The organism is Ruegeria sp. AD5, assembly GCF_056542345.1.
The window spans coordinates 1,081,627-1,096,290 of record NZ_JBQFZR010000002.1; the positions used below are offsets into that span (position 1 = coordinate 1,081,627).

At 54.4% G+C, this 14,664-nt stretch carries 15 protein-coding genes and 1 pseudogene; 10 read left to right on the forward strand and 6 right to left on the reverse strand.

Going from position 1 to position 14,664, the window contains the following annotated elements:
- Positions 1-137: 137 nt before the first annotated feature.
- Positions 138-848 (reverse strand): annotated as a pseudogene (locus tag ACR0JG_RS13940) (IS6 family transposase).
- 153 nt (positions 849-1,001) lie between these two features.
- On the opposite strand from ACR0JG_RS13940, the gene ACR0JG_RS13945 reads away from it, so the two are divergent.
- The 6 genes from ACR0JG_RS13945 (at position 1,002) to ACR0JG_RS13970 (ending at position 5,570) form a co-directional block, all read left to right on the forward strand.
- On the forward strand, positions 1,002-1,622 hold the full coding sequence (locus tag ACR0JG_RS13945) for a glutathione S-transferase family protein (RefSeq protein ID WP_170399737.1): 621 nt from the start codon (positions 1,002-1,004) through the stop codon (positions 1,620-1,622).
- 36 nt (positions 1,623-1,658) lie between these two features.
- Positions 1,659-2,327 (forward strand): cupin domain-containing protein, encoded by a 669-nt coding sequence (locus ACR0JG_RS13950; RefSeq protein ID WP_170511673.1) that lies wholly within the window; start codon positions 1,659-1,661, stop codon positions 2,325-2,327.
- Between the two features lie 3 nt (positions 2,328-2,330).
- Complete coding sequence (locus ACR0JG_RS13955) at positions 2,331-3,014, forward strand: SDR family NAD(P)-dependent oxidoreductase (RefSeq protein WP_480561279.1); 684 nt, start codon at positions 2,331-2,333, stop codon at positions 3,012-3,014.
- 3 nt (positions 3,015-3,017) lie between these two features.
- Positions 3,018-4,079, forward strand: coding sequence for an NAD(P)/FAD-dependent oxidoreductase (locus ACR0JG_RS13960; protein ID WP_170512677.1), 1,062 nt, complete (start codon positions 3,018-3,020; stop codon positions 4,077-4,079).
- Between the two features lie 6 nt (positions 4,080-4,085).
- The gene (locus ACR0JG_RS13965; RefSeq protein WP_480570526.1) at positions 4,086-4,649 is read left to right on the forward strand and encodes a TetR/AcrR family transcriptional regulator; all 564 of its coding nucleotides are present in this window, start codon (positions 4,086-4,088) and stop codon (positions 4,647-4,649) included.
- A gap of 63 nt (positions 4,650-4,712) precedes the next feature.
- Positions 4,713-5,570 (forward strand): SDR family oxidoreductase, encoded by an 858-nt coding sequence (locus ACR0JG_RS13970; RefSeq protein WP_480570529.1) that lies wholly within the window; start codon positions 4,713-4,715, stop codon positions 5,568-5,570.
- A 4-nt stretch (positions 5,571-5,574) separates the two neighbouring features.
- Here the strand turns inward: ACR0JG_RS13970 and ACR0JG_RS13975 are convergent, their stop codons facing one another.
- Positions 5,575-5,778: a CGNR zinc finger domain-containing protein gene (locus tag ACR0JG_RS13975; RefSeq protein WP_480570532.1), complete on the reverse strand. Its 204-nt coding sequence runs from the start codon at positions 5,776-5,778 to the stop codon at positions 5,575-5,577.
- Positions 5,779-6,378: 600 nt separating this feature from the next.
- On the opposite strand from ACR0JG_RS13975, the gene ACR0JG_RS13980 reads away from it, so the two are divergent.
- Positions 6,379-7,386 (forward strand): adenylate/guanylate cyclase domain-containing protein, encoded by a 1,008-nt coding sequence (locus ACR0JG_RS13980; protein ID WP_480570535.1) that lies wholly within the window; start codon positions 6,379-6,381, stop codon positions 7,384-7,386.
- Between the two features lie 297 nt (positions 7,387-7,683).
- Here ACR0JG_RS13980 and ACR0JG_RS13985 read toward each other — a convergent pair whose 3' ends face one another.
- Positions 7,684-8,376 (reverse strand): class I SAM-dependent methyltransferase, encoded by a 693-nt coding sequence (locus ACR0JG_RS13985; protein WP_480504124.1) that lies wholly within the window; start codon positions 8,374-8,376, stop codon positions 7,684-7,686.
- Between the two features lie 51 nt (positions 8,377-8,427).
- On the opposite strand from ACR0JG_RS13985, the gene ACR0JG_RS13990 reads away from it, so the two are divergent.
- Positions 8,428-9,327, forward strand: a complete 900-nt coding sequence (locus tag ACR0JG_RS13990; RefSeq protein ID WP_170508695.1) for a LysR family transcriptional regulator — start codon at positions 8,428-8,430, stop codon at positions 9,325-9,327.
- Between the two features lie 16 nt (positions 9,328-9,343).
- Positions 9,344-9,835 carry a P-loop nucleotide/nucleoside kinase family protein gene (locus tag ACR0JG_RS13995; protein WP_170399709.1) on the forward strand — a complete coding sequence of 164 codons (492 nt, stop codon included), beginning with the start codon at positions 9,344-9,346 and terminating at the stop codon, positions 9,833-9,835.
- Positions 9,836-9,934: 99 nt separating this feature from the next.
- Here ACR0JG_RS13995 and ACR0JG_RS14000 read toward each other — a convergent pair whose 3' ends face one another.
- Positions 9,935-10,369, reverse strand: a complete 435-nt coding sequence (locus ACR0JG_RS14000; RefSeq protein WP_170399705.1) for a DUF4345 domain-containing protein — start codon at positions 10,367-10,369, stop codon at positions 9,935-9,937.
- Positions 10,370-10,397: 28 nt separating this feature from the next.
- Complete coding sequence (locus tag ACR0JG_RS14005; RefSeq protein WP_480570539.1) at positions 10,398-11,225, reverse strand: SDR family oxidoreductase; 828 nt, start codon at positions 11,223-11,225, stop codon at positions 10,398-10,400.
- On the opposite strand from ACR0JG_RS14005, the gene ACR0JG_RS14010 reads away from it, so the two are divergent.
- Complete coding sequence (locus ACR0JG_RS14010; RefSeq protein ID WP_170399653.1) at positions 11,219-12,358, forward strand: AraC family transcriptional regulator; 1,140 nt, start codon at positions 11,219-11,221, stop codon at positions 12,356-12,358. The genes ACR0JG_RS14005 and ACR0JG_RS14010 overlap by 7 nt on opposite strands.
- A 313-nt stretch (positions 12,359-12,671) precedes the next feature.
- Here the strand turns inward: ACR0JG_RS14010 and ACR0JG_RS14015 are convergent, their stop codons facing one another.
- Positions 12,672-14,645, reverse strand: a complete 1,974-nt coding sequence (locus ACR0JG_RS14015; RefSeq protein ID WP_480570542.1) for a pyridoxamine 5'-phosphate oxidase family protein — start codon at positions 14,643-14,645, stop codon at positions 12,672-12,674.
- Positions 14,646-14,664: the final 19 nt, after the last annotated feature.

The window sequence follows — 14,664 nt, forward strand, 5'->3', positions numbered from 1 at the left end:
GATTGAAAGCGCATGCGCCAACTCGCGGGAATTGCGGCACAATTCCGGGTCAGAAAACACAACTGAAGTGAGACAGGTATGAGTGGCGGGGAGACAGGGATTCGAACCAGTCTCAGCTAGGCCAGTATAGCTGTCCTTCATTCGTCACAAAGACCCCGCCACTCGGCGAGAGCGGAGGTGAGTATCAGCTTGAAGGTGCCTCGGCTGGCAAGCGCTCTTTCTCGTTGAAGTGGTTGTAGACAGAGGAGTTGACGGCGGTGAGCTTCTGCAAACTTCGCATCCGCCTGAAACGTTGCATGGCGCGTTCGAGTCGTCGGAAAGGCAGGTGCGAATTCTCGACGCAGTTGTTGAGCCACCTGCCCGTTTTCTGTTTTTTTCAGCACCAAGCTCTCTGAAAGCGGTTCTGTATGGGGCGAAGCGATCTGTGACAACGTTTTCCGCTTTACCGTGTCGCTCCATCAATTTCTTGAGGAATTTCAGCGCTGCAGCTTTGTTTCGGCGTTTGGTGACAACGGCTCCCAGCACCTTGCCCTCATGATCTACGGCCCGCCAGAGGTAATGCTTCTTGCCATTAACCTTCACAAAACCTCATCCACATGCCACTTCCATTTCGAGAATGCACGCAGTTGTTGCTCCCGCTTTTGTCTGATCTCAGAGGCGAAGATCGGACCGAACCTGTTCCACCCATATCGGACAGTTTCGTGGCTCACGTCGATGCCTCGCTCGTGCAGCAGATCTTCGACATTCCGAAGCGAGAGCGGGAACCGGATGTATAGCATCACCGCAAGGCGGATGATCTCAGGACTAGTTTCGAAGTACTTGAAGGATGCAGGTCCGGTAATGGGCAATAGCTACGCAACACCCCTGCCCCACTCAAACAAAGTTCTTCTGACAAGACCATCAGAGCAATTCAATCTGAAGAGACGTAATAAAGGCTTGCAATGCATTCTACCTATAGATAGGTAGATTTGAGCACTGCAAGCCCCGACGGAGGTACTCAGATGAAGATTTATGATGTAGAAGGGTTCCCGAACCCTGCCCGTGTTCGTATTGCGCTGGCTGAGAAAGGCGCGTCAGACAAAGTTGAATTCATCCCTGTGGATGTGATGGGCGGCGAACATCGTACGCCTGAGTTCAAAGCCAAAAACCCCGATGCCGCGGTGCCTTGTTTGGAACTGGAAGATGGATCGCACATCGCTCAATGCAACGCGATCACTGAATATATCGACGCAACCTTCGATGGCCCATCATTGACCGGCGTGACTGCGCAAGAGCGCGCCCGAATCTCGATGATGAACCTGCGCGCGGAAAACGGTCTGTTGAATGCGGTCGGCACCTACTTCCACCATGCCACACCTGGCCTCGGCCCGGACCTGGAAACCTATCAATGCGCCGAATGGGGCAACAAACAGAAAGAGGTTGCCGGAAACACCATGGCCTATCTGGATGCGGTATTGGCCGAAAACGAATACTTGGCCGGGGACACATTCTCGGTGGCTGATATCACCGCCTTTGCAGGATTGGCGTTCGCCGATTTTGCCAAAGTTGAAATTCCTGAAACCCTGACCAACCTGCAAGCTTGGCGTGCTAAGATGGCGGCCCGTCCATCTATCGCCGGCTAAGCGAGAACTGCCATTTAAGTTGAAAGGACCCCTCCCATGGAACTCAACTCGGACTTCTCTTCGCGTGTCGTTGTTCACTCTGATCAGCTTGAGTGGCAGGCCTCGCCCATGAAGGGTGTGGACCGGCGCATGCTGGACCGAATTGGTGGCGAAGTCGCCCGCGCCACCACCATTGTGCGCTATGCACCAGGCAGCAAGTTTTCGGCCCACACCCATACAGGCGGTGAAGAGTTCATCGTTCTGGACGGCGTCTTTCAGGATGAGCATGGCGATTTCCCGGAAGGCACCTATGTGCGCAATCCCCCAACGACCGAGCACACGCCCGGCTCAGAACCCGGCTGCACGATCTTCGTCAAACTCTGGCAATTCGACATGGATGATCGCAATCAGTTCCGCAAAACCATGGCCGACGAACTGGCCGCACCCGTGAACGGGGTCGCCACTGCGACGCTGCACAAGGATGACCGCGAGGTTGTCACTTACAGCCATGTTGATGCAGGCACCGAGATTACTTCGAATGCGCCGGGTGGTATCGAGCTGTTAATGATTGGCGGATCGCTGACCTCAGGCGGTGACGTGCTGAAAAAGAACGACTGGCTACGCCTGCCTGAGGGTGAAGCGCTGTCGGCTATGGCTGGCCCAGACGGGGCGAAGGTCTGGATGAAGACTGGCCACCTGCCCTTTGCACAGCCACCGGTGGTTTAATTCATGAGTAGCAAGAAACCTCTGGCGATTGTCGCCGGTGCGGGGACTGGCCTTGGCCAGTCCCTTCTCGCGCGGTTTCAGGCAGGTGGCATGACGGCCATTGGTCTTGGACGGACGCAGCCGCAGGAAACGATCGCGCCGTTTCATCAGGTCGATCTGTCCGATCCGAGTGCGGTTGCGCCAGTGATTTCTGAATTGATCGCTACGCATGGCCCGCCGAAGTTCGTGGTACACAATACGGCTGAGCTGGTGATCGCGCCATTCCCCGAAACCGCATTGGAAGACTATCAGAGAACGTGGACATCAATGGTGCAATCTTTGGTCCTGCTGGGGCAATGTGTTCTGCAACCGATGGTGCGCGGCGGTGGTGGCGCGCTGATCGTTTCGGGGGCCACAGCGTCGCTGCGCGGCGGCCCACGGTTTTCCGCTTTTGCGTCGGCTAAGTTCGCCCTGCGCGGGCTGACACAATCGCTGGCACGTGAATATCAACCGGCTGGCGTACATATCTCGCACGTCGTTTTGGACGGGATCATCGATACACCCCGCTCGCGGGATTTGCACTCGCTGGATCCGTCGAAGATGATGAAACCGGACGAGATTGCCGAGGCCTACTGGCAGTTAGCCCATCAACCGCAATCCACCTGGACCCATGAGCTGGACCTGCGCCCGGCATCTGAGGGGTTCTGAGCGATGCAGACGCAAACTCTGATCATTGGCGCAGGCCTTTCTGGCCTCTGCCTTGCGCGACAGCTACAGGCACGAAACCATGACTACCTGCTGGTCGAAGCGCGGGGTCGTCCGGGCGGACGTATCTTGACGGAAAGGCTGGAGGGTGGGTACTTCGACATGGGTCCCGCCTGGTTCTGGCCCGGGCAGCCGCGTATTGCAGCGTTAATAAAGCGGCTCGGACTGGAGTGGTTCGAGCAATATTCAACAGGCGCTCTCAGCTTTGAAAACGAGATCGGCCAGGTCGAGCGCGATCGCGGGTTTGCCTCGATGCAAGGATCTTATCGCTTGAAAGGTGGTCTGGGCGCCCTCACTGATGCGCTTGCCGCTGAGATACCGTCGAAGCGGCTCATCTTATCCGCGCCAATCGTCGGGTTAGAGAAGTCTGCGTCTGGGATCACCACGAACGCTCAAACTGGGCAAGTCATCCATGCTCAGGAAGTCGTACTGGCCCTCCCTCCTCGCGTGGCGAGCAAGATCGCGTTCTCACCTGCTTTACCAGATGAAGCTTTAGCGGCAATGACCGGGATCGCGACTTGGATGGCCGGACAGGCCAAAGTCATCGCTGTCTATGATACCCCGTTCTGGCGCACGGCCGGGCTGTCCGGTGACGCGATGAGCCGCAGGGGGCCGATGGTGGAAATACACGACGCCTCCCCTGCCGAGGGCGGACCTTACGCGTTGTTCGGCTTTATCGGCTTACCCCCGCGCACCCGCAGCAACGAAGAACGGCTGAGGCAGTTGCTCAAAGAGCAACTGTCCCGGCTGTTCGGCGCCGAAGCTGCGGAGCCAAAGACACTCTTTGTCAAAGATTGGGCCTTTGACCCGTTCACCTCTATCGAAGCGGATCAACAGCCGTTATACGCTCATCCGCAATACGGGCTGCCCCATGCGATGACCCGTCTGTGGGATGGCCGACTAATCTTTGGCGGGACCGAAGTTGCACCACAGTTCGGGGGCTATATCGAAGGCGCCCTGGAGTCTGCGGAAAACGCGCTGGCCCTGATCATGACGGAAAAGGTTTGAGCACGTATGACGAGTGATACCAAGACGGCCCTTCTGGATGTTGCCGAACACGCTGCGCGCGCGAGGGGGTTTGACGGGTTCAGCTATGCCGATCTGGCAGAGGCGGTGGGTATTCGCAAGGCGTCAATCCACTATCATTTCCCGACCAAAGCGGCGCTGTCGGCGGCACTCATGGGTCGCTATCATGAGACCCTGCAGGCAAAGTGCAACCGCATCCGGGTAGAACACAAAACCGGGGCCGAGCAATTGCTGGCCCTGATCGACCTCTACCGGGATGCACTCAATGACGGGAAAACCTTGTGTCTCTGCGTGTCGCTCATCAGCAGCCGTGAAAGCCTTTCGGATGACGTGATCCAAAAGATCAGAAAATTCCGCGCCATGATGGTTACCCAAATTGAAGAGATCCTGAAGCTTGGCCAAGAGGACAAATCAATCACCGGCGCCACCGATCCTACCTCGGAGTCCCGCGCGGTACTGGCCCTTTTGGAAGGCGCGCATCTGACCGCACGCGCAGAAGAGAATGTGAATATCTTCGATGAGGCTTTGGGCGTTTTGAAGTCCCGCTGTTGACCTTCGCCCCGACACATCGGATCGTTGCCGCAAGCAATTCATTTGATATTCGGAGCTTCCATTATGCCCAAAGTCATTCTGATCACCGGCACGTCAACCGGCCTTGGTGTTCAAATCGCCGTACAAGCAGCCCAAGCGGGCCATACTGTCTACGCGACTATGCGAAACCTCGCCAAGCGCGGCATCTTGGATACGGCCGCCTCTGACGCTGGCGTCAATTTCAACGTGCTTGAGCTGGACGTACAGGACAGCGCCAGCGTAAACGCCGCAGTCGATCAGATCATCGCGAACGAGGGGAGGATCGATAAGCTGATCAACAATGCAGGCGCTGGATTTGTCCGCACAACCGAACAAGCCAGCGAAGAAGACGTCGCCTGGGTCATGGATGTGAATTTCATGGGAGTCGTGCGCTGCACAAAAGCGGTGATGCCACACATGCGCGCAGCACGCTCGGGTCACGTCATCACAATCTCATCCGTAGGCGGCCTAGTGGGTCAGCCGTTCAACGAGATCTACTGCGCCGCAAAGTTCGCCGTTGAGGGATACACTGAGGCTCTGGCCAGCTATGTCACGCCCAATTTCGGTATCCATTTCTCGACAGTTGAACCGGGCGGTATTCAATCCGAGTTTGCGACCAATGTGCTTAAACATGTCGAGGCCACGGGCGGGATGCTTGAGGATGAGTATCTACCTATTCTCCAGAAGTATATAGGCGGCGCTCAGGCGCGAATGGATGGCAGCGATATCTATCAAACTTCGGAACAAGTGGCATCAGTTGTCTTGGGCGTGATTGAAGCCTCTGACCCGCCGATCCGCGTTCGCACCTCAAACTGGGGTGAGGCGTTTACTCGCCTGAAAACCGAAGCAGACCCGGATGGAAAAAAGCAACAAGCAGCCGTGATTGAGCAGTTCCTACGCTAAAACCTTACTGGTGTAAGTCTGCTCTGAATGCAGCAGCCTTGCTGCAATTGCCACAGGTTTCCATGCTGCACCATCGGCGACGTCCGCTTTTTGCGATGTCGAGGAACACCAGCACGCGTCGATCATGCGTACAATCCCTGATCCTTTTCGGATCGGTTTCTGTCGGCAATGTCGTAAAGCTTTTCGCGACCAGCGCCATGAAAACCATTGCACGCGTCACGTCATTTCACTCTGTGATAGACCATTCAGCATCATCCAAATGTCGCCGTTTCTCGAATTGGTCTGGGGTATAAGCCAGACCGCTTAGAGAAAAGGTGCCTGTAGGCAATCGCGGCGTCCGACAATCCAATGATAACACCCCGCGGTGGGAGCTTTGCCTGATCCAACGCAGGGCCTTCGATCCGGTCGCCCGACAGACTCACCGTCGAACCCAACAATTTCGCACAGAATCATAAAAAAGCACTCGCTCGTTTATCTGGCACTCGCGGCACTCGTAAACGTGGGTAGACGCACTAAAGCGCGTTCGACAATCGGAAGCGCGAGCCAACTGGATTGCATTCAACGGCCCATACCAGGCCTTTGACCGACCTTGAGGGCGCTGCGGCGCGGCCCGTCAGACCGGACTATCGGCGCAATCGCAAGGCGGGATGGCAGACTTCGTACGATTTGCGGGTCAAAGCGCCAATTCGCTGCATTTGCCTATGAATTCTCCGCGTGACAAAGTGAATGCGCCGACCCTTGAAGTTCACGTTCCCGCCACCCAACGATTCTGATAGCAAAACAGAGAATTCTCGTTCCGGGGGCAGCGTTGATCGACAGACTAACAGCGATTTTTGCTTTGAAGGTCATTGCAGTTTCTATGTGCATTGGCGCGCTCACGCCTCTCATATTCGTAGACGGATACGAGAAACCAGTGGATGCAATTGTCGGCAGTTTGACCGGGTTAATCATTGGTGCAGGATGCCTAACGGTTGAGCTCACCTTTCTCTCTAATCAATCGATCCGATGGCTGCGGCAGACCCCGCTTATCGTAATAATCGGCTTTAGGGCCGTCATTTATAGTCTGATTATCGTTATCGGGATCATACTTCCCGCGCGCGTACTGCTTGATCAGAAACTCTGGCAGGAACCTGAGTTTGCATTCAACTTTGCTCTATCCGCTGCGATCGCTTCTGTCATTTCCACGTCAGTTGAACTGCTAAGACTGTTAGGCCGGGAGGCAACTTTGGCAATCTTCACCGGACAATATCGACGCCCCCGGCTAGAAAACCGAATTGTTCTTTTTGCCGACCTGGTAGGGTCGACCTCGCTCGCGGAGCGGATTGGCGATTTGAGATTCCACGAGTTCCTTTCTGACGTGTCCTACGATCTGTCCCAGCCCATAGAAAGCAGTGGGGGCAAAGTGCATCGATACGTGGGAGACGCAGTCATCGTGACATGGCCGACAGCAAGCCCGAAGAGTTACGAAAGGAGTTTTGCGTGCGCGAAGGAAATGCCCCGCACGTTAGAGAGTAAGACCGAAGAATACGTCGCCAGATTTGGGCAAGAGGCAAAGATCAGGGTGGCTCTACATTGTGGGCCGGTTGCGGCAGGTGAGATCGGGACATGGAAAAAGGAGGTAGCCTTGCTGGGCGACACAATGAACACCGTCGCCCGGATAGAAAGTGCTGCCAGAGACTTCGGAGTAGAAGTGGTGATCTCGGATGCTGTCAGGGAACAACTGTCCGATGAAGTTAACAAAATGCTATCCCAACTTCCCGCCTACAATGCCCGCGGAAAAACCGATCAAATGGCGCTTTGGACCATCGCTAAGTGATTTGCCATTGCAGAAGCTATCGAAATCTAAACACTTGGGCCGTTCGTGTGGACGGCTCAGACCTTCTATTGGCAAACAGTTCTCAACGCTGAATCGCGGCCCGACAGACCTTACTTTCGCCGCGGCCGCAACATCTGGTTCTTATAAACTCATGGTTTTCGGGCAACGCCGCCAATCGCAATAGCTTTCTAAAGGTGGAAACAAACCTGAATGCAGTCCATTCATTCACGAATGTACTGTTACTGGTGATGTGACACAGATAGCGTTTCCACTTGCAAAGCTGAATGAACTAGAGCTTCAAGGTTTTTGCGCGACAACATAACGACTCTGGAGCATCGAGGCTTGATCGGAAGTATACAGGATTTCAAAGCCTGCACGCTCAATTTTCCTATCAAGCATCGACATAGAAACGAAATTCACAAACGGGGCTTTCCCAAAAAACTGCATGATAGGGATCGCGACACGACTGATCATCGCATACTTGAACCCACCATTCTCAGGCGCACACACCGTTTTGGATATGAAAACCCCACCGGATTTTGTCAATTTGGCAATATGCTCTAGCGCTTGATCCAAATCAGGCAGGAGATGAAGCAGGTTATGCGCCAGAACCGCATCGTAACCACCTTCAACAGGATCGTGCTCGAGAACTTCGGCCACCTTGAAAGTGACATTCTCCAATCCTTCTTTAGCACGCTTCTCGTTGGCAATCTCGATCATGCCCGGAGCGAGATCCGAGGCGGTGATATGGTTGACATGCGGTGCAAGCAACAGCGCGGTTGAACCCGTCCCGCAACCGATTTCCAGTACACTGTCTTCTGCTTTTAGGTGCGACTTCGTACGTTCGAGTGTGTTCAGATACCCTTCCATGTTCCGGATTGGGTCCGCCGCATACTTTCGCGAGATTCTGCTCCAGAACGCGGCATCTTTGGACAAAGCAGCCATTTTATTACTCTCTTTCAAATTTGTTGTCGCATCCCATACATCCATACACACATTTACTAAATTGCCATAATTCGCAGAAGTGTTATGCATAAATGCATGAACTGGAATGCCATCAATTTCGACTGGAATCAGGTACGGACCTTTCTTGCGACGGCTGAAGAAGGCTCGTTTTCCGCAGCGGCGCGCGTTCTCGAGCAAACTCAACCTACTGTCGGTCGTCAGGTTGCGGCGCTGGAATTGGCGCTTGGGATCACCCTGTTTGAAAGAGTTGGTAAATCGCTTAGTTTAACGACCGCTGGCGCCGAGCTTTTGTTGCATGTCAGAGAAATGGCGGATGTCGCGCACAGGATCTCCCTTACTGCTACAAGCCAGTCGCAAACTGTCGAAGGGCAAGTCAGGATCACCGCGTCAGATGTGATGTCTGCCTATCAGCTGCCGCCCATACTGAAAAAGATCCGACTTGCAGCACCGCGTCTTGAGATCGACGTCGTAGCTGCCAATGACTTACGAGACATACAGAGACGTGAGGCTGATATCGCCATCCGACATGTACGCCCGACGCAACCAGATCTGACCGCAAAGCTTGTTGCCGAGGCGACGGCACATTTTTACGCAGCACCTGCGTACCTTGATCAGTTGGGAAGGCCGAAAAATGAAAACGAGCTCGCAAAGTTGGATTTCGTGGGGTTTGGCGACATTGACACGATGATCGGTTTTCTCGATCCGGCGGGCGTTAAGGTCACTCGAAAGAGTTTCCGGATTGGCTCGCAAAGCGGAATTGTATCCTGGGAGCTGGTGCGCCAAGGGTTTGGCATCAGTGTAATGTCGGATGACGTGGCTGCCTTGACACCAGGTGTGGAGCGCGTGCTACCCGACCGAGAGCCGTTTAAGTTCCCGATTTGGCTGGCGACGCACTCGGAATTACATACTGCGCGAAGGATCAGGTTGGTGTTTGATCAACTTGCAGATCAACTGAGCACAGGGGCCATTAGGTAGTCCGGGAGTTCACCCTATGTCACAGGTCCAACCAACGCTTCACTTGCTTTGTGGTAAAGTCGCCTCAGGAAAATCAAGTCTGGCGGCGAAACTTGCGAATAGCGGCGGGGCGGTGCTCATTTCAGAAGATGAATGGCTTAGCGTCCTATTCGGCGACCAGATGAACTCCCTGCAGGATTATGTAAATTGCGCTTTGAAATTGCGGCCGGTCATGGGGCGGCACATCGCATCGTTGCTGAAGGCCGGGGTTTCTGTCATTCTCGACTTTCCGGCGAACACAATTGAAAACAGAGCCTGGATGCGCAAGCTGCTGGAAGAAACTGCTGCGACGCACCAGCTTCACTTTTTAGACTTACCGGATGAGGTTTGTCTGCGCCGGCTGCACAAGCGCAACAGTGAAGGTGCGCATGCCTTTGCAGCAACGGAAGATCAATATTGGCGTTTGGCGAGGTATTTCGAGGCACCATCACCCGAAGAAGGTTTTAATGTCATAACTCACAATCGGTAGCGCCAGCCATTCAGTATTTCGCGGAGTCACTCAGATATTTTGGCCACCCACTCTGTATCGGTGAATGGCCAAATGCACTCAGGCAGCTTTCACTGTGTCTCAAATCCGAAGTTTACGCGACGACATGAGGTGCATGCCAGCTTTCGTTAGCCGCCCTTTGCTCGCGGCCCACAAACACAGCAGTCCAAGTACCATCTCTATCCCAAGAGCAGAAAGGATGCTGTCCGATGGTCGTCCATCAAGCATAATGCTGACCACGCGCCCCGCGGCAAAGGCGAAGAACACAGTGGCTCCAAGCCAAGCTGATGTCTGGGCCATCTTTTGGTATAGCGCTCCCGACAGAATGATCAGGCCAAGTGCAGCCAGATTGGCAGCAGGTGCGCGCAATTCGCTCATCAAGTTCGGTTGCGGCGAAATATCAATGCCGTAGCTGGAGTAAAAGGCCAGTGGGGCCAGCGTGATGATCAGCCCCAGGGTGGCTGCAACAAGACCCGCCAACCCCAGGACAAGCCTGCGTTTTACGTCAAACGTCATGATTGTGTTCCTTTGTCGTCAGACCGACTCATGCAGCTTGTGCCCAAGCGCCAGACTTTGCGGCTTCATCAGCAAAATCAGAGAAATCGCGCGGAACTCTCCCCAAGGCACGTTGAACACCGTCCGCAGTGTTCGCATTGCGACCATCAAGCGTTTCCCTCGCTATGTCAGTAATCACGTCAGCAATCATCTCTCCGCTCGCGTTGATGATTTCCGCATGGAAGTCTTCAAACGAAATCGGCACATATTGCACGGTTCTGCCCATTGCGCGCGAAAGTTCGGCAGCCATTTCGGCAAATGTCATGAGACGCGGCCCTGTAACTTCATACAGCTCACCAGTGTGTCCTTCCTCGGTCAAGGCGGCGACGGCAACGTCGGCAATGTCGTCCACGTCGATAATCGGTTCACGCACGTCACCTGCGGGCATGGGCAACACACCGGCCATTACCGGCTCCAGCAATGCACCTTCAGAGTAGTTTTGCGCAAACCACGCCGCACGGACGATCGTAAAGGGCACACCGGAGTTCCGAACAACCCCTTCAGCACGTTCGGCATGAAATTCTCCGCGACCTGTTAACAGCACAAGTCGCTGCAGTCCTTTTTCTCGAGCCAATGCCGTGAAGGCCGCAACTTGCTCGACCGCGCCCGGAAAGGCGATGTCAGGAAAATAGGAAATATAGGCGGCAGAAACACCGTCCAGGATTGCGGGCCATGTCTGCGGTTTTTCCCAATCAAATGGGGTTTTGCTATTCCGCGATCCACGCCGAACTGCATGACCCCTGTCTTCAAGGCGCGTCACGATACGTGATCCGGTTTTACCTGTTGCGCCAAGTACGAGAATGGTTTGCTGTGTCATCGGTCATCTCCTTAAAATCAGTCAATGACCCCAAAATAGGTAAGCACGAAGGACGAAAAAGTCTGCATTGTCCTAACTTTTTATCCATTCATCCAAATACTGTAGACAATTGGGAAGATATCGAACAGTCTGGTGCAGTGAGCCAGATCAACCCCCATATTCCCGACCCCCATGCACTGGCGCAGCCAATCGGTGATCCGCTCGGGGAAATTCTTCATCTTCTGAAACTGACGGGTACATTCTATTGCCAGTCGCGCATGTCTGCGCCTTGGGGCGTTTCTATACCGGGTTTCCCCGAAATACTGAGCTTTGCGGTCATTACGCACGGGCGTTGCTTTATGAGGGTCGGAGAAGATGTACCGTTTGAAGTCGAGAAAGGCGACTTGGTTCTGATGACAAATGGCGCGCCAGTTGGGTTCTCCAGCTCAAAAGACACCCCACTTTTGAAACTGGAAGAACTGCCCATACGCAAGGTGACCGAGCTCTACGAAACGCTAGAGCACGGCGGTGGTGGAGCCGAGACCGGAATCATGTACGGGCTCGTCAGGATAGATCACGCGGCCAGCGGCATGTTGATGGCCTTGCTTCCCGACGTACTCAAAATCGATCCGTGGGAAGAGGATGCAGGGAGCTGGCTACAAGCAACTTTGCAATTCATTGCAAGAGAGGCGCGTGAATTACGACCGGGCGGCGAAACAGTGATTACACGCTTGGCCGATGTGGTTGTCATCGAGGCTATTCGCCGATGGTTGAACAGTGCGCCCGACGCCAATCGAGGTTGGCTGAAAGCCGCCAGAGACCAACAGATTGGCCGCACTATTGTTTCCATTCATCGCGCACCCGCAGCAAACTGGACAGTCGAGTCTCTTGCACAGGTTGCAGGTATGTCCAGATCGGCATTTTCCGCACGGTTTACCGAGCTCGTCGGTGTGCCGGCAATACAATACCTTGCGACCTGGCGGATGCATCTGGCGCGAGAACGATTAATTGCTACCGATCAACCAATCTCGCAAATCGTGGCTGAGATCGGGTACCTATCTGAACCTTCTTTTAACAAAGCATTCAAACGGGTTTTTAACATGCCTCCAGGGAAAGTCCGCAAGCTGCAACATCAGTCACAAGGCGCTGTTTAGTCGAAAATAGACACGTCTTGCGAAAAGCGTATTTGCTTTGAGTCTAAACAGGTCGGCTTCAGGCTCGTTGCAGACTTCGGTGCAGACGCAGCGCAAGCGCCTTCCCCGTTCTCCACGATACATCCAACGGCCTAAACCGGGCCTTGCGCGGAGCGATCAGTTTCCGCGAGTGCAGCCCACATAGCGGTCATCGATCCGGGATAGCACTGAGGAAACCGGTATCGTTTCGACTTGGTGAAAACCTTTCCAACACTCAATCATAGAGTTGATTATGCTGCCCGGAGACGTCATGGGCAGGCTTTTTATCCCCCTATCAAAACACAAACGTCTCACGGTGAAGCCTTGCTTCCTCGAGGCCCAAATCGTTAAGCGCCGCTTCAGAACTGGTCATCAAAGTTTCAGGGCCGCACATATATACATCTCGCATTCCGAGATGCGCGACCGATTGAATGTCTTTGCTATGCATGCGTCGCTCCTGAAGCTGCAGCGGCTGATCGGTGAATGCTGCGTTCAGATCATCGCGTGCGGATTTCGCAGCCAATGCGTTTTCGCCTGCGCTTTGAAACGCGACAATACGCAGTGTCACCTGGTCCGAAACAGAGCTGTTTTTTTTCGCAAAGTGCTGCAGAACTGCAATGTCATCGTCCCGACCGGAAAACAGAAACACGATATCGATGGGCTGGTCCTGCGGGTAAGTCTCTACCACTTGTTTGACTCCGTCCCACATCACCATGAACGGGGTGATGCCAACGCCACCCGCGATCCAAAGCATCTTTGCTGGGAACTTTGGGGGGCTGCCCTCAGCCACTTCGGAAAAACAGGAAAAGCCCGCTCCGGTTCCCTTGAATTTAACTGGAAGATTGTACGTGATCAGCTTCTCCGCATAGTTGTGCAGGAGGTTGGACATCAGACCGCCTGGTTTGCGTTTGACCGTAACACTGATCCGATTGGTCGTGCGAAACGCGTTGTTCTCTTCGTCAAACTTTGGCGCTCCGGAAAGCGTCCATGTGCGGACGTAGTCCTCGTTCACAAGCTGAGGGTTTGTCTCGTTCATGTGGCTGTATCCGGCGTCCACCAGGTCGGAGAAGTCAAAGACGCCAAAGCCACCAGGCAATGGGGCATTGATTGCCTCAGACAACTCGAATTCGAAAGTACTGATTGTGCTGGACAGGGGTTTTGTAGCGATAAGCTTGGCGGTCAGCGGGATAGCGGCGTCGTGCGCCTTGATTGCATGCCCCATCTTCTCCAACTCTGCGCGCAAATATTTGACCGGCGGATTGTAGGGGGAGAGTTGCTCTTTTGATGCCAGCTTGAGGTTTAGGCCTCCACGCACAAAAACCGCGCCCGTTACCTTGATACGTGTCAGCAGGCTCACGCGCGGCATCAGCGCATCTGCGTCATCCCCAAGCAGATTTTCAGCATCCCCCGTAATGTAGAGGATCTCACCGGTTTCAAAGTCTGGAAAGACCAGCCCAACCTTCGGGTCCGTTTCGATATTGCCCAGCGACTGGTAGAAGCGATTGCCAGAATGATCGGGCAGAACCAAATAGGTCGTAACCCGCGCCCCGTCGTTCTCCTCGTAGAGCCGGGTAAAGCCGGGCGCGCCGCCGCGATGATTGACGCCCATATCGGTCTGAGCGCCTGCAGTGGTGGCATCGCTTGTATGTTTTGTCGCCAAGAACAAGGTGCTGGCGCGCGCCACGACGGATTTGGCCTCATTCGACAGCACAGATGAGTGCACATCGAAGCCGTCATGGATAATTTCAGGGTTGCGTCGCGTGTGCCCTAAGGAACGGACTGTAATGTACTTTGGACAGTTCCCCAAGTGCTGATCGGACAACAGTTGTAACCTGATCTTCTCCTCGCCCTCGACATCTGCGGTACGTATGGAGCCCGCAATTTTGTTTCGTCGGCGGTTACCGAAATCGATCCCAACCCCGGCAAAGAGCCGCGCTTCAAGGCCCGATGCGGGATCCTGGCTCACAGCACGCACAAAGGGATCATGCGGATTGGTTTCCGCGACCACATGCGTGGTGTTCTGGCCCGCAACCTGAATGCCAACAGAAGGGTCGCTGTCTGATTGTGTAACCAGAAGGCTGACCCACGGACGCCCATTACGATCAAGCGTTGCGAGCGGCAAATAGGACAGACCCGCAAAGAAATCCGCATGCTGTTTCGGCATGTCGCTTTCGATGTAGTGCGGAATCGCATCGCTCACCTCTTTGGGAGTGTGACGCCGCTCTTGCAGCATCAACTCACCTCTGTGCGATTTATGTATCTGTGCCATCGCTTGATCCTTTCACCTG